This window comes from Enterobacter cloacae complex sp. I1M, assembly GCF_014982425.1.
In the GTDB taxonomy this organism is placed as follows: Bacteria; Pseudomonadota; Gammaproteobacteria; order Enterobacterales; family Enterobacteriaceae; genus Enterobacter; species Enterobacter intestinihominis.
This window is the reverse complement of sequence record NZ_JADCLG010000029.1, coordinates 1-21,856: the sequence shown is the minus strand read 5'-3', so window position 1 is coordinate 21,856 and position 21,856 is coordinate 1. Positions and strand designations below refer to the sequence as shown.

20 protein-coding genes are annotated in these 21,856 nt (G+C 57.0%); 15 read left to right on the top strand and 5 right to left on the bottom strand.

Annotated elements, in window-relative coordinates; genetic code table 11:
- Positions 1–80 precede the first annotated feature (80 nt).
- From hpaH to INF86_RS17095, 11 genes are all read left to right on the top strand, one after another.
- Positions 81–884 carry a 2-oxo-hept-4-ene-1,7-dioate hydratase gene (hpaH, locus tag INF86_RS17145; protein WP_023305397.1) on the top strand — a complete coding sequence of 268 codons (804 nt, stop codon included), beginning with the start codon at positions 81–83 and terminating at the stop codon, positions 882–884.
- 10 nt (positions 885–894) lie between these two features.
- Positions 895–1,692: a 4-hydroxy-2-oxoheptanedioate aldolase gene (gene hpaI, locus INF86_RS17140; protein WP_022646955.1), complete on the top strand. Its 798-nt coding sequence runs from the start codon at positions 895–897 to the stop codon at positions 1,690–1,692.
- A gap of 21 nt (positions 1,693–1,713) precedes the next feature.
- Positions 1,714–3,060 (top strand): 4-hydroxyphenylacetate permease, encoded by a 1,347-nt coding sequence (gene hpaX, locus INF86_RS17135; protein ID WP_193543749.1) that lies wholly within the window; start codon positions 1,714–1,716, stop codon positions 3,058–3,060.
- Positions 3,032–3,922: a 4-hydroxyphenylacetate catabolism regulatory protein HpaA gene (gene hpaA, locus INF86_RS17130; RefSeq protein ID WP_022646953.1), complete on the top strand. Its 891-nt coding sequence runs from the start codon at positions 3,032–3,034 to the stop codon at positions 3,920–3,922. Before hpaX ends, hpaA begins: the two co-directional genes overlap by 29 nt.
- A gap of 195 nt (positions 3,923–4,117) precedes the next feature.
- On the top strand, positions 4,118–5,680 hold the full coding sequence (gene hpaB, locus INF86_RS17125; protein ID WP_193543748.1) for a 4-hydroxyphenylacetate 3-monooxygenase, oxygenase component: 1,563 nt from the start codon (positions 4,118–4,120) through the stop codon (positions 5,678–5,680).
- Between the two features lie 17 nt (positions 5,681–5,697).
- Positions 5,698–6,207 (top strand): 4-hydroxyphenylacetate 3-monooxygenase reductase subunit, encoded by a 510-nt coding sequence (locus INF86_RS17120; protein WP_003856606.1) that lies wholly within the window; start codon positions 5,698–5,700, stop codon positions 6,205–6,207.
- Between the two features lie 120 nt (positions 6,208–6,327).
- Positions 6,328–6,585 carry an HTH domain-containing protein gene (locus tag INF86_RS17115; RefSeq protein WP_022646951.1) on the top strand — a complete coding sequence of 86 codons (258 nt, stop codon included), beginning with the start codon at positions 6,328–6,330 and terminating at the stop codon, positions 6,583–6,585.
- A 219-nt stretch (positions 6,586–6,804) separates the two neighbouring features.
- A complete protein-coding gene (locus INF86_RS17110; RefSeq protein WP_022646950.1) occupies positions 6,805–8,958 on the top strand; it encodes a carbon starvation CstA family protein in 2,154 nt (717 codons plus the stop codon).
- A gap of 96 nt (positions 8,959–9,054) precedes the next feature.
- A complete protein-coding gene (locus tag INF86_RS17105; RefSeq protein WP_023299252.1) occupies positions 9,055–9,258 on the top strand; it encodes a YbdD/YjiX family protein in 204 nt (67 codons plus the stop codon).
- A gap of 10 nt (positions 9,259–9,268) precedes the next feature.
- A complete protein-coding gene (gene yjiA / locus INF86_RS17100; RefSeq protein WP_193543747.1) occupies positions 9,269–10,222 on the top strand; it encodes a GTPase in 954 nt (317 codons plus the stop codon).
- A gap of 186 nt (positions 10,223–10,408) precedes the next feature.
- The gene (locus tag INF86_RS17095) at positions 10,409–12,256 is read left to right on the top strand and encodes a 3'-5' exonuclease (protein ID WP_023299250.1); all 1,848 of its coding nucleotides are present in this window, start codon (positions 10,409–10,411) and stop codon (positions 12,254–12,256) included.
- A gap of 84 nt (positions 12,257–12,340) precedes the next feature.
- Here the strand turns inward: INF86_RS17095 and INF86_RS17090 are convergent, their stop codons facing one another.
- Positions 12,341–13,699 (bottom strand): esterase-like activity of phytase family protein, encoded by a 1,359-nt coding sequence (locus INF86_RS17090; protein ID WP_193543746.1) that lies wholly within the window; start codon positions 13,697–13,699, stop codon positions 12,341–12,343.
- Positions 13,700–14,108: 409 nt separating this feature from the next.
- Here INF86_RS17090 and INF86_RS17085 point away from each other — a divergent pair, with 409 nt between their 5' ends.
- Positions 14,109–14,654: a YfaZ family outer membrane protein gene (locus INF86_RS17085; RefSeq protein ID WP_023299248.1), complete on the top strand. Its 546-nt coding sequence runs from the start codon at positions 14,109–14,111 to the stop codon at positions 14,652–14,654.
- A 175-nt stretch (positions 14,655–14,829) separates the two neighbouring features.
- On the opposite strand, the gene INF86_RS17080 is transcribed toward INF86_RS17085, so the two are convergent.
- On the bottom strand, positions 14,830–16,200 hold the full coding sequence (locus INF86_RS17080) for an NAD-dependent succinate-semialdehyde dehydrogenase (RefSeq protein ID WP_023305391.1): 1,371 nt from the start codon (positions 16,198–16,200) through the stop codon (positions 14,830–14,832).
- A gap of 150 nt (positions 16,201–16,350) precedes the next feature.
- On the opposite strand from INF86_RS17080, the gene INF86_RS17075 reads away from it, so the two are divergent.
- The 3 genes from INF86_RS17075 to INF86_RS17065 are packed head-to-tail and all read left to right on the top strand — an operon-like array spanning position 16,351 to position 19,071.
- A complete protein-coding gene (locus INF86_RS17075) occupies positions 16,351–17,094 on the top strand; it encodes an AraC family transcriptional regulator (RefSeq protein WP_193543745.1) in 744 nt (247 codons plus the stop codon).
- Positions 17,095–17,142: 48 nt separating this feature from the next.
- Positions 17,143–17,796 carry a LysE family translocator gene (locus tag INF86_RS17070; protein WP_022646942.1) on the top strand — a complete coding sequence of 218 codons (654 nt, stop codon included), beginning with the start codon at positions 17,143–17,145 and terminating at the stop codon, positions 17,794–17,796.
- 3 nt (positions 17,797–17,799) lie between these two features.
- On the top strand, positions 17,800–19,071 hold the full coding sequence (locus tag INF86_RS17065; protein ID WP_022646941.1) for a DUF445 domain-containing protein: 1,272 nt from the start codon (positions 17,800–17,802) through the stop codon (positions 19,069–19,071).
- Here INF86_RS17065 and INF86_RS17060 read toward each other — a convergent pair.
- From INF86_RS17060 to INF86_RS17050, 3 genes are read right to left on the bottom strand one after another with little or no spacing between them, the layout of a single operon-like run.
- Positions 19,068–20,144: a DUF2955 domain-containing protein gene (locus tag INF86_RS17060; protein ID WP_022646940.1), complete on the bottom strand. Its 1,077-nt coding sequence runs from the start codon at positions 20,142–20,144 to the stop codon at positions 19,068–19,070. The genes INF86_RS17065 and INF86_RS17060 overlap by 4 nt on opposite strands.
- Positions 20,134–21,201, bottom strand: coding sequence for an HlyD family secretion protein (locus tag INF86_RS17055; RefSeq protein ID WP_088581776.1), 1,068 nt, complete (start codon positions 21,199–21,201; stop codon positions 20,134–20,136). The genes INF86_RS17060 and INF86_RS17055 overlap by 11 nt, the downstream gene beginning before the upstream one ends.
- A complete protein-coding gene (locus INF86_RS17050) occupies positions 21,198–21,668 on the bottom strand; it encodes a MarR family winged helix-turn-helix transcriptional regulator (RefSeq protein ID WP_022646938.1) in 471 nt (156 codons plus the stop codon). Before INF86_RS17050 ends, INF86_RS17055 begins: the two co-directional genes overlap by 4 nt.
- Positions 21,669–21,856: the final 188 nt, after the last annotated feature.

The window sequence follows — 21,856 nt, the reverse complement described above, 5'->3', positions numbered from 1 at the left end:
CGCTTCGCTTACCGGGCCTACAACGGCTCGAACGTAGGCCGGGATCGCTACGCGCCACCCGGCAACAACAGGATATCGCCATGCTCGACAAACACACCCATACCCTGATCGCCCACCGCCTGCATCAGGCGGAACAATCCCGGGAGCAGATCCGCGCGATCTCGCTTGAGTATCCCGAGATCACCATTGAAGACGCCTACGCCGTCCAGCGCGAATGGGTGAGCCTGAAAATTGCCGAAGGCCGCGTGCTGAAAGGCCACAAGATCGGCCTCACCTCCAAAGCGATGCAGGCCAGCTCGCAGATCAGCGAGCCAGACTACGGCGCGCTGCTGGACGATATGTTCTTCCACGACGGCAGCGACATTCCCGTGGATCGCTTTATCGTCCCGCGCATCGAAGTGGAGCTGGCCTTCGTGCTGGCAAAACCGCTGCGCGGCCCGAACTGCACGATCTTCGACGTTTACAACGCCACGGATTACGTCATCCCTGCCCTGGAGCTGATCGACGCCCGCTGCCACAACGTTGACCCGGAAACCCAGCGCCCGCGCAAGGTATTCGACACTATCTCCGATAACGCCGCCAACGCGGGCGTGATCCTCGGCGGCCGCCCGATTAAACCCGACGAGCTGGATCTGCGCTGGATCTCCGCCCTGCTCTACCGCAACGGCGTGATCGAAGAGACCGGCGTGGCCGCAGGCGTCCTTAATCATCCGGCGAACGGCGTGGCGTGGCTGGCGAACAAACTCGCGCCATACGACGTGCAGCTTGAGCCAGGCCAGATCATCCTCGGCGGCTCGTTTACCCGCCCGGTGCCCGCCAGCAGAGGCGACACCTTCCACGTCGACTACGGCAACATGGGCTCCATCAGTTGCCGCTTTGTGTAAGGAGATGACCATGCAAAACGCATTCAAAGCGGCGCTGAAAGCGGGCCGACCGCAAATCGGGTTATGGCTGGGGCTAACCAGCAGCTACAGCGCTGAGCTATTGGCCGGGGCCGGTTTTGACTGGCTGCTGATCGACGGGGAGCACGCGCCGAACAGCGTGCAGACCGTTCTCACTCAGCTACAGGCCATCGCCCCTTATCCCAGCCAGCCGGTGGTGCGCCCGTCGTGGAACGATCCGGTGCAGATCAAGCAACTGCTGGACGTGGGGGTGCAAACCCTGCTGGTGCCGATGGTGCAAAACGCCGACGAAGCGCGGCTGGCGGTCAGCGCCACCCGCTATCCGCCCGCGGGCATTCGCGGCGTCGGCAGCGCGCTGGCGCGGGCGTCGCGCTGGAACCGTATCCCGGACTATCTGCATCAGGCTAACGACGCCATGTGCGTGCTGGTGCAAATCGAAACCCTAAGAGCGTTAAAAAACCTGCCGCAGATCCTGGACGTGGACGGCGTCGACGGCGTGTTTATCGGCCCGGCGGATCTGAGTGCCGACATGGGCTTTGCCGGTAATCCGCAGCACCCGGAGGTGCAGGCCGCCATTGAGCAGGCGATCGCGCAGATACGCGCCGCCGGTAAAGCGCCCGGCATCCTGATGGCCAACGAGCAGCTGGCGAAACGTTACCTTGCACTCGGCGCGCTGTTTGTCGCCGTCGGCGTCGACACCACCCTGCTCGCCCGCGGCGCGGAAGCGCTGGCGGCACGCTTTATCGAACAACCGGTTACGTCAGTTAATAACAATAAATCCGTCTACTAAACGTAAGATCTGGAGCGCAGCATGACGACCTCTACCCTGCAAGATAAGAAAGATATAGAACATCGCGTTATCAACAAGCTGTTCCGTCGTTTGATCGTGTTTCTCTTTATCCTGTTTGTCTTTTCGTTTCTCGATCGCATCAACATCGGCTTTGCCGGGCTAACGATGGGCAAAGATCTGGGCCTCACGTCGACCATGTTTGGCCTGGCCGCGACCCTGTTTTACGTCACCTACGTGCTGTGCGGGATCCCCAGCAACATCATGCTGGCGAAAATCGGCGCGCGGCGCTGGATCGCCGGGATCATGGTGGTGTGGGGCATCGCCTCTACCTGCACCATGTTCGCCACCAGCCCCGAAACGCTCTACGTCCTGCGCATGCTGGTGGGCATTGCCGAAGCCGGTTTCCTGCCGGGGATCCTGGTCTATCTCACCTGGTGGTTCCCGGCGTATCACCGCGCCCGCGCCAACGCGTTGTTTATGATCGCCATGCCGGTGACCATGATGCTCGGCTCGATCCTCTCCGGGTACATTCTGGCGATGGACGGGCTGTGGAACCTGAAGGGCTGGCAGTGGCTGTTCCTGTTGGAGGGGCTGCCGTCGGTGGTGCTCGGCGTGGTGACCTGGTTCTACCTTAACGACACCCCGGATCAGGCCACCTGGCTGGATGATGATGAAAAGCAGGCACTCAAAACGATGATCGCCCGCGAGCAGGAACTGGCCATTGCGCACGTCGCCACGCCGCGATCGACGCTGCGCGAGGTGCTGACGCCCGCCGTACTGCTCTACACGCTGGCCTACTTCTGCCTGACGAATACGCTGAGCGCGATCAACATCTGGACGCCGCAGATCCTGCAAAGCTTCAACACCGGCAGCAGCAATATCGTGATTGGCCTGCTGGCGGCGATCCCGCAGTTTTGCACCATCCTCGGGATGATCTGGTGGAGCCGCCGCTCCGACAGGCAGAAAGAGCGAAAAAAGCACACCATCCTGCCGTATCTGTTTGCGGCGGCGGGATGGATGCTGGCCTCGGCGACCGATCACAGCCTGATCCAGCTGCTTGGCATCATCATGGCCTCAACCGGATCGTTTACCGCCATGGCGATATTCTGGACCACGCCGGACCAGGTGATTAGCCTGCAATCCCGCGCGGTGGCGCTGGCGGTGATCAACGCCATCGGCAACGTCGGGTCTGCCGTCAGCCCATTGCTGATTGGTATTCTGCGCGACGCGACCGGCAGCTTCAGCTCGGGGCTGTGGTTCGTGGCGGGTCTGCTGGTAGTGGGCGCGCTGGTGCTGACGCGCATTCCGATGACGCAGCGGGTTCAAAAGAGGAACGATCATGTGCCAGAGCCCTATCGCCAACATTGATATCAGCAAGGAGTACGACGAAAGTCTGGGCACCGACGATGTGCACTACCAGTCGTTCGCCCGCATGGCGGCCTTTTTTGGCCGCGACATGCAGGCGCACCGCCACGACCAGTATTTTCAGATGCATTTTCTCGACACCGGGCAGATTGAGCTGCAGCTCGACGACCACCGCTACTCGGTGCAGGCGCCGCTGTTCGTTCTGACGCCGCCGTCGGTGCCGCACGCGTTTATCACTGAATCCGACAGCGACGGCCATGTGCTGACGGTGCGCGAGGATCTTATCTGGCCGTTGTTAGAAGTGCTCTACCCCGGCACGCGGGAGGCGTTCGGCCTGCCGGGGATCTGCCTGTCGCTTGCCGACAGGCCTGACGAGCTGGCGGCGCTGAAGCATTACTGGCAGCTCATTGCCCGGGAATCCACGGAACAGCTGCCGGGCCGTGAGCATACGCTGGTCCTGCTGGCGCAGGCCGTATTTACCCTGCTGCTGCGCAACGCGAAGCTCGACGACCACGCTTCAGGCGGCATGCGCGGCGAGCTGAAGCTGTTTCAGCGCTTTAACCAGCTGACAGATGCGCATTACCACGAGCACTGGACGGTGCCGGAATACGCCAGCGAACTGCATCTTACCGAATCCCGCCTGACCGATATCTGCCGCCGCTTTGCCAACCGCTCGCCGAAACGGCTGATCTTCGACCGCCAGCTGCGGGAAGCCAGGCGCTTGCTGCTGTTTTCCGACAGCACAGTGAGCGAAATTGCCTGGCAACTGGGGTTTAAAGATCCGGCCTATTTCGCCCGTTTTTTCAACCGACTGACGGGGTGCTCACCCAGCGCATACCGGGCGCAGAAAGTACCGGTTTCCTGAACGCATCACGGTTCGTAGGGCGGGTAAGCGCAGCGCCACCCGCCGAAAAGCCGCACAGATCACAAAACAACATCCCACCCGAAAAGTACCTGCCGTTGTCCCAATCGTCCCTTCACGTTCCGCCCCTCTCACGCTTCAATTAAACAACAAAAACAAAACATAAATTTAACAACCATCTTCCGATACGAGGTCCCTATGAAGCCTGAAGATTTCCGCGCTGATGCCAAACGTCCGTTAACCGGTGAAGAGTATTTAAAAAGCCTGCAAGATGGCCGTGAGATTTATATCTACGGCGAGCGCGTTAAGGACGTCACTACCCACCCGGCATTTCGCAATGCGGCGGCGTCCATCGCCCAGATGTACGATGCCCTGCACAAGCCAGACATGCAGGATACCCTCTGCTGGGGCACCGACACCGGCAGCGGCGGCTACACCCATAAATTCTTCCGCGTGGCGAAAAGCGCCGACGATCTGCGCCAGCAGCGCGACGCCATCGCCGAGTGGTCGCGCCTGAGCTACGGCTGGATGGGCCGCACGCCAGACTACAAAGCCGCGTTCGGCTGCGCGCTGGGGGCGAACCCTGCCTTCTACGGTCAGTTCGAGCAGAACGCCCGCAACTGGTACACCCGTGTTCAGGAAACCGGCCTGTACTTTAACCACGCCATCGTCAACCCGCCTATCGACCGCCATAAACCGGCGGACGAGGTGAAAGACGTTTACATCAAGCTGGAGAAAGAGACCGACGCCGGGATCATCGTCAGCGGCGCGAAAGTGGTGGCCACCAACTCGGCGCTGACCCACTACAACATGATTGGTTTTGGCTCTGCGCAGGTGATGGGCGAAAACCCGGACTTCGCGCTAATGTTCGTCGCGCCGATGGATGCCGAAGGGGTGAAGCTGATCTCCCGTGCCTCTTACGAGATGGTGGCAGGGGCGACCGGCTCCCCGTACGACTACCCGCTCTCCAGCCGCTTTGACGAGAACGACGCCATTCTGGTGATGGATCATGTGCTGATCCCGTGGGAAAACGTGCTGATCTACCGCGATTTCGACCGCTGCCGTCGCTGGACGATGGAAGGTGGCTTCGCCCGCATGTACCCGCTTCAGGCCTGCGTGCGTCTGGCAGTGAAGCTCGACTTCATCACCGCTCTGCTGAAGAAGTCACTGGAGTGCACTGGCACCCTCGAGTTCCGCGGCGTGCAGGTGGATCTCGGCGAAGTGGTGGCGTGGCGCAACATGTTCTGGGCGCTGAGCGACTCCATGTGCTCCGAAGCCACGCCGTGGGTAAACGGCGCGTACCTGCCTGACCACGCGGCGTTACAGACCTACCGCGTGATGGCGCCGATGGCCTACGCGAAAATCAAGAACATCATCGAACGCAACGTGACCTCCGGGCTGATCTACCTGCCGTCCAGCGCGCGGGACCTGAACAACCCGCAGATCGACCAGTATCTGGCGAAGTATGTGCGCGGCTCCAACGGGATGGATCACGTCGAACGCATCAAGATTCTGAAACTGATGTGGGATGCCATCGGCAGCGAGTTTGGCGGACGTCACGAGCTGTACGAAATCAACTACTCCGGTAGCCAGGATGAGATCCGCCTGCAATGCCTGCGTCAGGCGCAAAGCTCCGGCAACATGGACAAGATGATGGCGATGGTTGACCGCTGCATGTCCGAGTACGATCAGCACGGCTGGACCGTACCGCACCTGCACAACAACACTGATATCAACATGCTGGATAAGCTGCTGAAATAACGCAGCGGGAGGTTTCAATGCAATCTGAAGAACGCCTGCGTTTTCGCGACGCGATGGCCAGCCTGTCGGCGGCGGTGAATGTGGTCACCACCGAGGGCGATGCGGGCCGCTGCGGCATTACCGCCACCGCCGTCTGTTCGGTCACGGATACCCCGCCCTCGGTCATGGTCTGCATCAACGCCAACAGCGCCATGAACCCGGTCTTCCAGGGCAACGGCAAACTGTGCGTCAACGTGCTGAACCACGAGCAGGAGATCATGGCCCGCCACTTTGCCGGGATGACCGGCATGGCCATGGAGGAGCGCTTTGCTCTCTCCTGCTGGCAGAAAGGACCGCTGGCGCAGCCGGTGCTGAAAGGCGCCCTGGCAAGCCTGGAAGGTGAGATAACCCAGGTGCAAACCATCGGCACCCATCTGGTCTACCTGGTGGAGATTAAGAACATCATCCTCAGCAGCGAGGGGCACGGCCTGATCTACTTCAAACGCCGTTTCCACCCGGTGATGATGGAGATGGAAGCCGCGGTTTGATCCCGTTGCACAAAAAAACGCTAAGGTTTCCGCAAAGGTGCGCCGTTAACTATCCATAAGATAAATTTTTCGGGGCGGCTGACGACGTCGTCAGCCGCCCCCTTAACGCTGGAAAGTCTTATGGCCCCTTCACCCCGAAGCCGCTCGGCTGAACGTCTGGTTGACATCATTATTGCCCTGCACCGCAACGGAAGCGTTAATCGCCGCGATCTGATGCAAAAATTTGGCATTACCGAACGTACGGTGTACCGCGATCTACAGGCCCTTTCCCCGATTATCGAACACGACGGTAAAGGACGCTATCAGCTGCTGCCCGCATATCAGCCCTGCCGCTGCACGCAATGCCCTGATGCGAACGACGAAACCCCGCAGGGCTAGATTATTCTCAGTGATCTCAATCACATATTTTCTCCCGCCGGGGGTGAGCCTTAACCACTCACCCTCGCTTTTGACCGCTCACGCATCGCTTTCAACCACTCACCCATTTACCGTGCTTTACACGCGCGAGGATCTGGCACGATCGCTCCAGCATTAATCAATACCTCCTCACAACGAACCCTGACCCTTTTTTCTTTACATAAAAAACCAGGTCTTACTATGGATACTAAAAAACTACTTAAGCACGTGCCCTGGGCCATCCTCGGGATCATCGGCGCTTTCTGTCTGGCGGTTGTCGCATTACGCCGGGGCGAGCACGTCAGCGCCCTGTGGATCGTGGTCGCGTCGGTTTCCGTCTATCTTGTGGCTTATCGCTACTACAGCTTGTACATCGCGCAGAAGGTCATGAAGCTCGACCCGACGCGCGCCACCCCGGCGGTCATTAACAATGACGGCCTGAACTATGTGCCAACCAACCGTTACGTGCTGTTTGGTCACCACTTCGCCGCCATTGCAGGCGCGGGTCCGCTGGTCGGTCCGGTGCTGGCTGCGCAGATGGGCTACCTGCCGGGTACGCTCTGGCTGCTCGCGGGCGTAGTGCTGGCGGGAGCGGTGCAGGACTTTATGGTGCTGTTTATCTCCTCGCGCCGTAATGGTTCGTCGCTGGGCGAGATGATCAAAGAGGAGATGGGCCGCGTGCCGGGCACGATCGCCCTCTTCGGCTGCTTCCTGATCATGATCATCATCCTGGCAGTGCTGGCCCTGATCGTGGTGAAAGCGCTGGCCGAAAGTCCGTGGGGCGTCTTCACCGTCTGCTCTACCGTGCCGATTGCGCTGTTCATGGGCATCTACATGCGTTTCTTGCGCCCTGGCCGCGTTGGCGAGGTGTCGGTCATCGGTATCGTGCTGCTGGTCGCCTCCATCTACTTCGGCGGTGTGATTGCGCACGACCCGTACTGGGGCCCGGCGCTGACCTTTAAAGACACCACCATCACCTTCGCGCTGATCGGTTACGCGTTCATCTCAGCGCTGCTGCCGGTGTGGCTGATTCTGGCTCCGCGTGACTACCTGGCGACCTTCCTGAAAATCGGCGTGATCGTCGGGCTGGCAATCGGGATTGTGATCATCAACCCGGAGCTGAAAATGCCGGCGGTGACGCAGTACATTGACGGTACCGGTCCGCTGTGGAAAGGCGCCCTGTTCCCGTTCCTGTTTATCACCATTGCCTGCGGTGCCGTGTCTGGCTTCCACGCACTGATCGCCTCCGGCACCACGCCGAAGCTGATGGCCAACGAAACCGACGCACGCTTCATCGGTTACGGCGCAATGCTGATGGAATCCTTCGTGGCGATCATGGCGCTGGTTGCGGCGTCGATTATCGAGCCTGGCCTGTACTTCGCGATGAACACCCCACCAGCGGGTCTCGGCATCACCATGCCAAACCTGCATGAGATGGGCGGCGAAAATACCGCGCTGATCATGGCGCAGCTGAAAGACGCCAGCGCACACGCGGCGGCGACCGTCAGCTCCTGGGGCTTCGTGATTTCGCCTGAGCAGATTATGCAGACCGCGAAAGACATCGGCGAACCATCCGTGCTGAACCGCGCAGGTGGCGCACCGACGCTGGCGGTGGGTATCGCACACGTGTTCCACAAAGTGCTGCCGTGGGCGGACATGGGCTTCTGGTACCACTTCGGTATCCTGTTTGAAGCGCTGTTCATCCTCACCGCGCTGGATGCCGGTACGCGTGCAGGCCGCTTCATGTTGCAGGATCTGCTGGGTAACTTCGTGCCGTTCCTGAAGAAAACCGACTCTCTGGTAGCAGGTGTTCTGGGTACTGCGGGCTGCGTAGGTCTGTGGGGTTACCTGCTGTATCAGGGCGTTGTAGACCCGCTGGGCGGCGTGAAGAGCCTGTGGCCGCTGTTCGGCATCTCTAACCAGATGCTGGCGGCTGTGGCCCTGGTGCTGGGCACCGTTGTCCTGGTGAAGATGAAACGCACCAAATACATCTGGGTAACCGTGGTGCCTGCGCTGTGGCTGCTGCTCTGCACTACCTGGGCGCTGGGTCTGAAACTGTTCAGCACCAACCCGCAGCTGGAAGGCTTCTTCTTCATGGCTAACCAGTACAAAGAGAAGATTGCCGCAGGCGGCGCGGATCTGACCGCGCAGCAGATTGCCAACATGAACCATATCGTGGTGAACAACTACACCAACGCGGGTCTGAGCATTCTGTTCCTGGTGGTGGTGTACAGCATTATCTTCTACGGCATTAAAACCTGGATGAAAGTGCGTAACGCCGATGGCCGTACGGACAAAGAAACCCCGTACGTGCCGGTGCCGGAAGGCGGCGTGAAGACGTCTTCACACCATTAATAAAATGGCGGGTGGCGCTGCGCTGACCCGCCCTACAACGTTACTGTAGGCCCGGTAAGCGTAGCGCCACCGGGCTTTTTCTTATCAGGACACGTTATGTTTGGTAACTTAGGCGAAGCAAAAAAATACCTCGGTCAGGCGGCGAAAATGCTGATTGGCATTCCGGACTATGACAACTACGTTGAGCATATGAAGACCAACCATCCGGATATGCCGTACATGACCTACACTGAATTCTTCCGCGAGCGTCAGGAAGCGCGCTACGGCGGAAGTGGAGAAGGCGGCGTCCGCTGCTGCTAAAGGAGAAACCATGACCCCGATTGCCGTTACCCTGCTGACCGGTTTTCTCGGCGCCGGTAAAACCACCCTGCTGCGCCACATCCTGAATGAACAGCACGGCTTCAAAATCGCCGTCATTGAAAACGAATTTGGCGAAGTCTCCGTTGACGATCAGCTAATTGGCGACCGCGCCACGCAGATCAAAACCCTGACCAACGGCTGCATCTGCTGCACCCGCTCCAGTGAATTAGAAGACGCCCTGCTGGACCTGCTCGACAGCCGCGATCGCGGTGACATCGTCTTCGACCGTCTGGTGATCGAGTGCACCGGCATGGCCGACCCCGGCCCGATTATTCAGACCTTTTTCTCCCACGACATTCTGTGCCAGCGCTACCTGCTGGACGGCGTCATCGCCCTGGTCGACGCGGTACACGCCGACGAGCAGATGAACCAGTTCACCATCGCCCAGTCTCAGATTGGCTACGCCGACCGCATTCTGCTGACCAAAATCGACGTGGCGGGTGAAAGCGAAAAACTGCGTGAGCGCCTGACGCGCATCAACTCGCGCGCACCCATTTATACCGTGACGCACGGCGATATCGACCTGTCTCAGCTGTTCAACACCAACGGCTTTATGCTGGAGGAGAACGTCACCGCGAAACCGCGCTTCCACTTTATGGCAGACAAGCAAAATGACGTAGCGTCGAGTGTGGTGGAGCTGGACTACCCGGTGGACATCAGCGAGGTCTCGCGCGTGATGGAGAACCTGCTGCTGTCGTTTGCCGACAATCTGCTGCGCTATAAAGGAATGCTGTGGATCGACGGCGAGCCGAACCGCCTGCTGTTCCAGGGCGTGCAGCGCCTGTACAGCGCCGACTGGGATCGTCCGTGGGGCGATGAACCGCCGCACAGCGTGATGGTGTTTATTGGAATACAGCTGCCGGAAGAGGAAATTCGGGCAGCGTTTGCGGGACTGAAAAAGTAAATCGTCGCTCCCTTTTAAACAGTAAAGGGGGCGTATTTCATTAAGGCAAAATGCGGGTTTCGCCCTTTCTGTTTGCAATATTGTCTGTTAATGTTCTTATCATGAATGAAATCATGCTTTGATTAATATTGGTTACAATATTAATTAATTGGATTTATATAATTTTCATGAATTGGTAGGCGTAATATGGCAATCATTATTCCCACGGTTAGCAGCTGTAGCGAGAAAATTACGGCAGGAGAAAAAAGACTGGCAAGGCTTCTGGAGGGTGGGCTCAGCGAACAATGTACCTGCTGGTATGATACCCGAATGGGAGACAAAGACGATCATCCTGATTTTGTGATTCTGGCCCCCGATAAAGGGCTGCTGTTTATAGAAGTGAAAGACTGGTATATCACAAAAATAAAATCGGCTAATAAAACCCATATTAATTATGAAACCAAAAACGGCATAGAGCCGTTGAAGAACCCACTCGAACAAGTTCGACAATATACCTTTCATATCATCAATAGCCTGAAAAAAGATCCCCTGCTTCGCCAGAAACAGGGAGAGCATGAGGGCGGTTTTATTATGCCGTATGGATACGGTGTTTATTTGAGCAACATCACTCGGGCACAGCTGGAAAAGAGTTTTACACCTGAGGAGTTGAATGAAATATTGCCCGCCAGCCAGGTGATATGCAAAGACGAACTCAACGAGTTTATGACTCGAGAACAAATCTCTGGCCGGCTCGAATCCCTTCTCAAACATCACTTTGTTCATAACACAACACCACAGCAGCTCGACCGCATCCGGTGGCATCTTTATCCCGATGTCCGCATTAACCCATCCGTTACGCGGGTTGACCTGGATAATTTTACTTTCCACACCCCTGATGTGGTATGCATGATGGACAGGAACCAGGAACAACTCGCCAGAAGTATGGGGGCGGGACACAGGGTAATTCATGGCGTGGCTGGTTCGGGCAAAACGCTCATTTTGCACCACCGATGTATTGAGCTTGCCAACAACATCGAAAACACCAAACCGATACTGGTGATTTGCTACAACATTACGCTGGCTAAAAAACTCAAAGCGCAGCTCGAACAGCATAGCCTCAGACTTCCCGTCGAAGTTATCCATTTCCACGCCTGGTGTTATCAGCAATTAAACGCGCATCGGCGTCTTCCCCCCAGGAGCAAAAACTTTATTGAGCTGATGGAGAATGCGCTGACGGTGGCATTTGAAGAGGGAGCAATCAAACCGGAGCAGTACAGCGCCGTTTTGATAGATGAAGGACACGATTTTAAACCGGAATGGCTAAGAATCCTCGCCAAAATGCCGGACAATAAAGATAGCTCCCTGCTGTTTCTGTACGATGACGCTCAGTCAATTTATCAGAAAAAGAAAGCTCTCGATTTTACCCTATCCAGCGTCGATATAAAGGCTCAGGGCCGTACAACTATTTTGGATACCAATTATCGCAACACCCGGCAAATACTCCATTTTGCCAGCAGCGTAGCATTTAATTATCTCAATAATCACATAGAAGCTTCTCTCAAATACCAGCAGCCTGCCGCAGGTGGCCTGTCCGGGAAGTATCCCGCGCTGGCCAGCTTTGATAATCAGGACGAGGAGATTACGCGCGTCCTCGATTGGGTCACAGAGCAGCGACAGGAAGGTGTTGCGTGGTCAGAAATCGCCATACTGTGCCCCTCAACCTACAGCATTTCAGGCATGCTCGCGCCAAGGCTTGAAGCCCGCAAGATCCCATACCAGATGATTGTCTCCAGCGATGATAAAAAGCACTGGTCCCCGCAGAATGATTACCTCTGCGTCATGCCGCTGCCCAGCAGCAAGGGGCTTGAGTTTAATTCGGTCGCCATTATGGATGCGGCAAAGGAAAGGGACAGTGAAGATCTGAGTGACGATATCAAGCGCCTTTACGTCGGCATTACCCGCGCACGACAGAATCTTCTGGTGACAATGCACGGAACCGGAAGCCTGCGAGATCATCTGGTCGAGACCTGGGAAAAGAGCGTTAAGTCGATCTGACTATTCCGCGTTGAAAAGTATCTGCACCGAACAATCCCCTCTCCCCTGTGGGGAGAGGGCCAGGGTGAGGGGTAAAGCCCAATATTATTTCAACGCCTCCGGCAGCGTCACAATCCACAGCTCGCTGTCGGACTCCGGCTTCTTCAGCGGCTTGACGCTGAGGGTAGTTTCAACCGCTTTGTCATCCAGCGTCAGCTTGCCTTCCGCGTTCACCCGATAATCCTTGAGCTTCTTGCCCTCGGCCGGGTTGTGCATCGCCACCTTCACGCCAAAGTCGTTATCGTTCGCCACCGCCAGCGTTTTGTCATCAATCAGCGCCAGCCCTTCGGCCTTTTCCTGCTGCCAGCCCAGCGCACGCAGATCGACCACCTGCGTTTTTTCCGCAAGTGTAATGCCGCGCTGCGCCAGCGTTTTCTCATCGTCAAATTCCGGGTATTCGCCCGGCTTGTCGAAGGCGGCCAGATCGCTCGCCTTGCTCAGATCCACCCTGTAGATGAGGTTACGCATTGCGTCGTTTTTATCTTCGCCCTGTTCAATCAGCAGGATAGTGTGGTTATCCAGCGCCACGATATCGCCGATTTTGGCGTCGCTGTTTTTGCTGTAGGCCGCGCTGTCGATAGGGTAGCCGTGCATCGCGGTTTTTCCGGTCGCCGGATCGAAGCTGACCAGTCGCGTAAACAGCGCCTGCTTTTTGCTCTTCCCGTCGATATCCAACGTACTCTGGACAGCGGCGATAATACGTCCGTCCGGCATGCGGGTCAGGCCTTCAAATCCCCGGTTTGCCTGGCGCCATTTGATAACATTTGGCAGACCGCCCGCGATGGATTTCTCCCCTTCCGCCGCCTGTGGGCCGTGGATCGCGAGGATTTTCCCTTTACTGTCAATATTAATCAGGAACGGGCCATACTCATCGCACAGCCAGTAGCCGCCCTTCCCGTCCGGCGTGATGCCTTCCGTATCCAGCCCGCGGTTATCGCCTTTAAGCACTTTTAAGGTGTCGCTTAGCGCGATTTCATTGGTGGAACCAATCACGCCACTTTGCAGCGGCAGACCGTTGATTTCGCCTTTATCGTCATGCAAAGGACGCGCGTCCACGGCCTCCGCTTTACCGTTTTGCACGCGGATCGTCATTAGCAGCGGGGCGAAATCCGGGGTAACAAAGATTTTAGCGTCATTTTTCCCCATTTTTGGCGAATCCGCGTTAGGACCGCGATCGGTCACGGTCGTAAACGTCAAGGCATCGCCCTGCTTGCCCGTAAACAGCAGGCCAGAGCCAATCCCCACAGGCAGCCCGTTCGGAAACGCGCTGGCAAACGCACCGCTGTATTTGACATGCGCGCCTTCGGGAAAACTGACGACGTAACGCTCCGCGGTTGGCTGTGCCGCCAGGCCAGAGAAAGAGAGCGCACAACCAATTAGCACAGGAATGATTTTTCTTTTCATAGTGTTAGCACCCAGTAAGTGAAGCCAACAACGTAATGAAGAAACGTGTCAGAAAAATGACATGGTGAAAGCGGTTCGGCACGACGGGGCGTATAGCCACCTCCAGAAATGTAAACCTGTGTCTTTATCTGTGACAACTGAAACACTTTTGGAAATTATTAGAAACTCAATTAATTCATCCTGAACTAATTTTTCCGACCCGTTCAGCGTACGTTTAATGAGAATCCTGAACCCTTCCTAAACGCGAATGCATTACGTATTGACTCCTTGCCGGGTCAACATTCGAACAACATTTAAAATTCAAAAACCAAACAAAAACAGCATAAAAACGTGACAAGTATCGCATTTGCAGAGATAAACAGCTCTTGTTAAGGTGCCCTCAGATTAATTTGATGACGAGGAAAAACTCATGAAAAAGCTCAACGTTCTCCTTCTTTCCGCTCTGACTGCCGTATCGGGCTCCGCACTGGCCATGGGCGGCAGCATTGAGCAGGGTAAAAACTTTACCAACCTGAATGTGGAAATGGGGAAATCAACCTCCGGTCTGTACACCGAAGGTAGCTGGCTGAAAAACACCGATGACGGCACCACAACCGGTGGCGTAGGAGCAGGCTACAACTTTGAAGTCGGCCCGGTGATGCTGAACGCAGGCGCTAAGGCCCTCTACGTTGGCCCGAAAAAAGGCGATAACGGCGTGGCGTTCCCGGTCGGCGGCGGTGTGAACGTTGCCCTGACCGACAGCATCAGGGTATTCGGTGAAGGCTACGTTGCGCCAGACGGCCTGAACAACAGCGTGAAAAACTACGTTGAAGCGAATGGTGGCGTAAGCTGGACGCCAGTGAAGCCGGTGACGCTGAAGGTGGGTTATCGTCACGTGAGCGTTGATGGTAAAGACGGTCGTCCTAACCACACGCTGATTGACGGCGCATATGTTGGCGGTGGCGTGTCCTTCTAAGCCTGTTTGCCCGTTTCGCCCGGCGGCGCTACGCTTGCACGGGCCTACAAGGTGCAATTTATGAATATTATTGCACCTTGTAGGCCGGGTAAGCGCAGCGCCACACGGCAAAAAAGGCGATGAGACTGTTAATAAAAAAAAACCTGCCGGATGGCAGGTTTTTTTATGTCCGACATTACTTGCGAACGACCACCAGCTTCTGGTTCACAAACTCTTTGATCCCCAGGTCCGACAGCTCGCGTCCGTAACCCGAACGTTTTACGCCGCCGAACGGCAGTTCTGCCGCCGTATCGGTGAGCCAGTTGATGTACACCATCCCGGTCTCAATACGCGATGCCATCTTCTTCGCGCGCTCAATATCCTGGCTGAACACCGCTCCGCCCAGGCCGTAGTGGGAGTCGTTCGCCAGCGCGACCGCCTCGTCGTCGTTTTTCACCACGTAAATCTGCGCTACCGGGCCAAAGAACTCTTCGAAGTACGCCGGGTTGTCGCGTGAGATGTTGGTCAGGATGGTCGGCTCAAAGAAGCTCCCGTCTCGCTGCACAGGTTTGCCGCCATAGTGCAGCGTAGCGCCGTTTTTCACCGCCTCGTTAACCTGTTTGGTCAACGTGTCGAGCGCGTCTTTAGAGGACAGCGGCCCCAGCGTGGTGCTTTCGTCCAGCGGATCGCCAATCTTCACCTGCTTAAATGCCTCGGTGAATTTGCTCAGGAAGGCATCGGCAATCTTTTCATGCAGGATAAAGCGCTTCGCCGCGGTACAGACCTGCCCGGCGTTGTTGAGCCGCGCGTTAACGCCGATCTTCACCGCTTTATCCAGGTCCGCATCGTCGAGCACCACGAATACGTCATTACCGCCAAGCTCCAGCGTGGATTTCTTAATGTGCTTCGCCGCCTGGGCCGCTACCACGCTGCCCGCTTTTTCTGAACCGGTTAGCGCCGCGCCCTGTACGCGATCGTCAGCGATGATGTTCGCCACCTGATCGGACGAGATAAACAGGTTGGTCCACGCCCCTTCCGGCGCGCCCGCCTCACGCACCAGATGGGCGAAGGTTTCCGCACAGTGCGGCACAATGCTGGCGTGTTTAGCGATGACAGGGTTACCCGCCGCAAGGTTTGGCGCCAGAACGCGCATCAGCTGATAGTATGGGAAGTTCCATGGTTCGACGGCCATCAGCACGCCGATGGGGTGATGTTCAACCCATGCTTCCCCGAGTTCAGAGTCATACTTCACCGGGGCCAGGAACTGCTTCGCGTTGTCCGCATAGTAGCGGGCGATTTGCGCGCACAGCTTCACCTCACCGCGGCTCTGTTCGATGAGCTTACCCATCTCCTGGCTGGCGATTTTCGCCAGCTCCTCCACGCGTTCGTCGATCAGGTCCGCCAGCTTATGCAGTACCGGCAGACGCTGGCTTATGTCGCCTTTCGCCCAGTCGGAGTGATAGAGCGCATCGGCTGCCTTCAGCGCCGCTTCAACATCTGCGTCAGTGTGGGAGGGATATTCTTTGATGAGCTGGTTAGTGGCAGGATTTACTGTCTGATAAGCCATATCGAATCTCCATGTTTTACCGCTTAGGGTATTAAGGGTAGTCAACATGACTGGCTATGGACGTAAAGTTGGGTATATCCGGAAGGTTCTGAGTAAAGCGATGCCATACCGTGGCTGGCGTGGTATAAAAAACTTTCAGAAGGAGTTGCTATGACCGATACCCGCCACATCCGTCAGACCTTTCACCGCGCCTCGGGCCTTGAACTACGCAGCACGTGGCAGAGCATGCAGGCGTACAAACGCCATTGCCACCCTCAGCTCTCCATCGGCGCAATTGTGGAAGGCCAGACATGCTGCGTGTGTAATGGCAGAGAATACATCCTCCAGCCCGGGGACCTGATTGTGATCCCGGCTTATGTCCCACACAGCTGCAACCCTGTTGCCGGGCAGCCGCGCAGTTATCATATGCTTTATATCGATACGGACCTTCCCCTTGCGGTTCAGGTGATTCGCAACGCTACGCTGTTTATGTATTACCGGGAAGTTGTTGAGAGGATGTCCCCTGCGTCCGTGGACAAGCTGCTTGCTGCCCTTCCCCATTGCATGGATGAGGCAGAAAAGCCTGGATCAACCAGCCAGCAGGTTCAGCAGGCATTTCTTTCCAGTCTTTCCAGCCCGCCTTCCCTCGACGCACTTGCGCAACGATTCTCGCTGCGAAAGGAGACGCTGATCCGTACCTTCAAGAAGGACACGGGCCTGACGCCTGGCAGCTTCCTCAATATCTTCCGCGTAGAGTACGCCAAAGCGCGGCTGCGTGCCGGGGATGATATCGCCGATGTCGGCTACCAGAGCGGGTTTGCCGACCAGAGCCATTTTCATAAGACCTTTGTGCGCTACACCGCCGCCACACCGCGCCAGTACGCTACGGGCCGATCAATATCAGACAATAAATAGGTTCTGTGTTTTCGTAGTCTGGCCCCAGTTTTGCTTTCAGAGGTCGCTATGGAACTGTTCTTCCCTTCCGCTTTTCTCGCCCTGGCGCTGGCGCATTTTGTTGCCCTGTTAAGCCCGGGCCCGGATTTCTTCCTGCTGATGGGCTACGCCGCCCGCTACCGACTGCGCGGCAGCGCCGGATTGTGCATCGGGATAGCGGCAGGAAACGGGCTTTACATTTTGCTGGTCATTATGGGATGGAGCGCGCTGCGTCAGTTCGCGTGGCTGTTCACGTTGATTGAATTATCCGGCGCACTGTATTTGCTCTGGATCGGCTCGCATCTTGTACGCAGCCGACCGCAGACGCTGGCGCTAAATGAAACACATGAGCGCTGCCCCTCGCTACGTAAGCAGATCCTGCTGGGGCTGGGTTCAGCGCTGTTAAATCCCAAAAACGCGTTGTTCTACCTGGCGCTAATGACGGCGTTACTCGGGCCGGACGTCACGCTGCTTCAGCAGGCGACCTGCGGCGTCTGGATGGTGATGGTAGTACTGGTATGGGATTTTGCGCTGGTGTCGCTGATGGGGTTACCGGCGGTTCAGCGAAAGCTCAGCCGTTCGCTCTGGCTGATAGAGCGCACGGCGGGGGTGGTATTGATGGGGTTTGGTGGGTGGGTGCTGTGGCGGTTTTTGCACTTTTCCCCCGTATCCCTCTATCCTTAACCCATGGAAAAACATACCGAACTCAAACGCGCCAAGCTTCTCGCGCTGTCGCTGCTGCTGATTGCCGCTGCGGCCTTTATCACTACCCTGTTCCTGCCGCAAACCTTCTGGGTACGCGGCGCAAAAGCTATTGCCGAGGCGGCGATGGTCGGCGCGCTGGCGGACTGGTTTGCCGTTGTCGCGCTGTTCCGCCGGGTGCCAATTCCCTTTATCTCGCGCCATACGGCGATTATCCCGCGCAATAAGGACCGCATCGGCGACAATCTTGGCCAGTTCGTGCAGGAAAAGTTTCTGGATACCCAGTCGCTGGTCGCATTAATTCGCCGCTACGAGCCGGCCCAGATGATTGGTGCCTGGTTCAGCAAGCCCGACAACGCCCAGCGCGTCGGGCTACATTTGATGCAGGTGATGAGCGGTTTTCTTGAGCTGACTGACGACGGGCGCATTCAGCGCCTGCTCAAACGCGCGGTGCATAAGGCTATCGACAAGGTCGATTTAACCGAGACCAGCGCCGTCATGCTGGAAAGCATGACCAAAAACAACCGTCACCAGGTGCTGCTGGACGCCATCATCAACCGTCTGATAACCCTGATTCAGCGCGAGAGCACGCGGGAATTTATCTCTGACCAGATCGTCCACTGGCTGAAGACCGAGCATCCGCGCAAGGCGATGGTGCTGCCCACCGAGTGGCTGGGCGATCAGAGCGCAGAGATGGTGTCGAACGCGGTGAACACGCTACTGGATGATATCAGCCACGACCGCACGCACCAGATCCGTCGGGCATTTGACCGCGCCACGCTGAAGTTTATCGACAACCTGAAAAACGACCCGGAGATGACGGCCAAAGCCGACAATATCAAGCACTATCTGAAGAATGATGAAGCATTTAACCGCTACCTGGGTGAAATGTGGGCTGACCTGCGCCAGTGGCTGAAAAATGACATGCAGAGCGACGATTCCCGCGTGAAGCAACGTATCGCCAACGCCGGGCTGTGGTTTGGTGAGACGCTGTCGAATGATGCCAGCCTGCGTGCGTCGCTGAACGAGCATCTGGAGCAGGCCGCGCACCGCGTCGCGCCGGATTTTGCGGCGTTCCTGACGCGCCATATCAGCGACACGGTGAAAAGCTGGGACGCCAAAGATATGTCACGTCAGATAGAACTCAATATCGGTAAAGATCTTCAGTTCATTCGCGTAAACGGTACCCTGGTAGGCGGAACGATTGGCCTGATCCTGTTTTTACTTTCTCAGTTGCCCGCCGTGCTGGGGCATTAATCCGCTTTTGGCGGCGCGATAACGTAGCGCGTCGCCTCGAAGCGGTTCAGGATCAGGTGCACCAGAAAGACCATCGTCAGCGTGACCACCAGCGCGAAGGTAACGGAGGTGATGCGGTACAGATCGCTGAACACCAGATCGCTGTCCGGATGCATGTTTTGCCCGAACATAATGCCGATGGTGGTAATGCTGGAAAATCCCACCCCGGCCCCGACCTTCTCCATCACGTGCAGGCGCGCGCCAAATGCCAGCCCGAGGCCGATCAGCGGCATCATCAGCAGCATATGGCTGCTGTGATCGTACAGGATAAGCTGAACGACGAGGATATAGAGACAGCCCAGCACCACGCCAACCACGCGCCAGATGGAGCTCATGACCGCGCCGCGGTAGTGCATCGGGAACAGGATCAGAATGCCCGCCATCAGTGCCGAGAGCGAATCGCTTAAGTCGCTCATCTGAAATACCACGAAAATCAGCGTCGCCACGGTGCCGGAGAGCAGCGACTCGTGGCGCACGCGGGCATCGTCTTTCTCTATCAGCGGCGGCGGCTTACGTGGCTCCACGTCCGGCAGCAGGTAATTCATCAGCGCGCTCAGACACACCGCCATCACGCTCGCTTCAATGTTGGAGAACAAAAGCGTGTGCCAGTTGGTGGTGGGGTAGCTCATAAAGTTGAGCATTACGCTCTGGCACACCACGCCCATCGAACCGAACAGAAACAGCGGCCCCTTGCTCATAAAGCGAAAGCGCATCACGTACAGGGCAAAGACCACCAGCGTCATAATGACCGGCCATTGCGACAGAAAGCCGATGATGATCACCATTTCGACGCAGTTGAGCGATGCGCTGAAGATAAACTGCTTCGCCACGTGGCGGTTAAACACCGGCACCAGCGACAGCAGCATGATCGGGTAGACCACAAAAAACACGCCGTAGCTGGTGTTATAGAAGCTCGAAATACTGAGCGCAATCATCCCGGCAAAGACAATGCGCAGGGTCTGGCGGAAGTCGTTTGCCGTGTAGACGATGTTGCCGTGCGGGGTAAATACCCGCGCCAGGGTGCTAATAGACATAGTGAAGCAGGCTCACCAGATGGATTTGCATCCCGGAGAAGAAGCGCGCAAAGGGCCCTTCGCTGTTGTAGAGCTGCACGGTGGCGCGCGCGCCGGTCGGCAGCGACTTCGGTAAGGCTTCGTCCAGCGCCACGTGAATGCGCATTCGCTGGGCATCGCGCACCCAGCGGTTAGAGGTTTCCGGTTCAGAAAGTTGACCGTTAACGGCTTCCTGACCGGCGAGGATCCCCGCGTCACTGCTGGTCACGTGGGCGCGGAAAACCCGTCCCGGAAAGGCGTCAAACACCACGGCGGCGTCGGTCCCCTGGTGGGTATGACGCAGGCTCTTCTCGCGGAAATCCGCCACAATATCCGTCTGCGTATTCACCAGCGCCAGCGCTGCCGAACCGGACGAGGCGTAAAAACCGGGGCTTAATTGCAGATTACTCACCGTGCCGTCCGCCTCGGCGTAGACCTTCGTCCAGCCAAGATTCAGCTCCGCTTCATCCAGCGCGTTACGGTATTTTTGCAGCGTCACGTTACGGTGTTCATTCCGCTCGCCGCGCTGAATGCGCAGGTTATGAATATTCGCCTGAATCGAGCTGACGGACTGCTCGCTGCTCTGCCAGGTAGTGCGGACCTTATCCAGATCCGCCTGCGACACGTTCTGCAGGGTGCTCAGTTTCTGGTAGCGGTCGAAAGTCACTTTGTCGTTACGCGCGGTCAGCACGGCGGTCTTCAGGCTGGCCTGCGCGGCGGCGATCTGCGCGTCCAGTTGTTCGTTGGAAAGGCGAGCTTGCTCAAGCGCGATCTGCGCCGCTTCCACTTTATTGCGAAACGGGGTGTCGTCGAGCTCAAACAGCAGATCGCCTTTCTTCACCTGGCTATTGTTGTGGACATGGACCGCCGCCACATAGCCGGAGACACGGGCAGACACCGGCGTCACCACGCGCATCACGGTGGAATCCGGCGTCAGCGGGATCCAGATATCCGCGACGATAAAGTAGACAAACATCAGCAGGAAAGAGGCAATACTTACCCTTACCCAGCGGGCAAACTTTTGTTCAGGAGTCATTATTTTTCGGTCTTGTTATCTTCTTCGCGGATTGTCCGCAAATTGCAGGCGATTTGATTCAGGGTGGCGCTGAAAATGTCGAGATGTTCAGGCGCGATGTTTTGCGATACGCGCGTCTGAAGCGTCTCAATTACCTGGGTGAGCCTGTTAAGTACAGCTTTTCCCTCAGGCGTCAGCGTCAGAAGCCGGATGCGCTTGTCATACGGCGAGACGGTGCGCAGCAGGTAACCCTGTTTTTCCAGCTGTGTCAGGGTGCGCATTAGCGGCGGCAGTTCAATGCCCTGCACCTCCGCCAGCTCACTCACCGAGACGTTATCCCCGAGCTGATGCAGCTGCATCATCACCGTCCAGCTCGACTGGGTTAACCCGGTATCGAGAATGGCGTCGTCAATGACGGCACGCCACTGGCGCACGATCATCGCCATCCGCATGCCCATCGGCCTGCGGCTAAACAGTTCTTCTTCACTCATGGGGAAACCTCTCGTCACACGCGGTCACAATAATAGTTATCAGGGTAAGTATCAAGAAACGAGAAGTTAAAGCGCAGGAATTGCGAAATGAGATTCTCCCTCTCCCTGTGGGCTGAGGGTTCCCCACAAATTAATGCGAGCACTGAGCAATCCCCTCGCCCCTCCGGGGAGAGGGTTAGGGTGAGGGG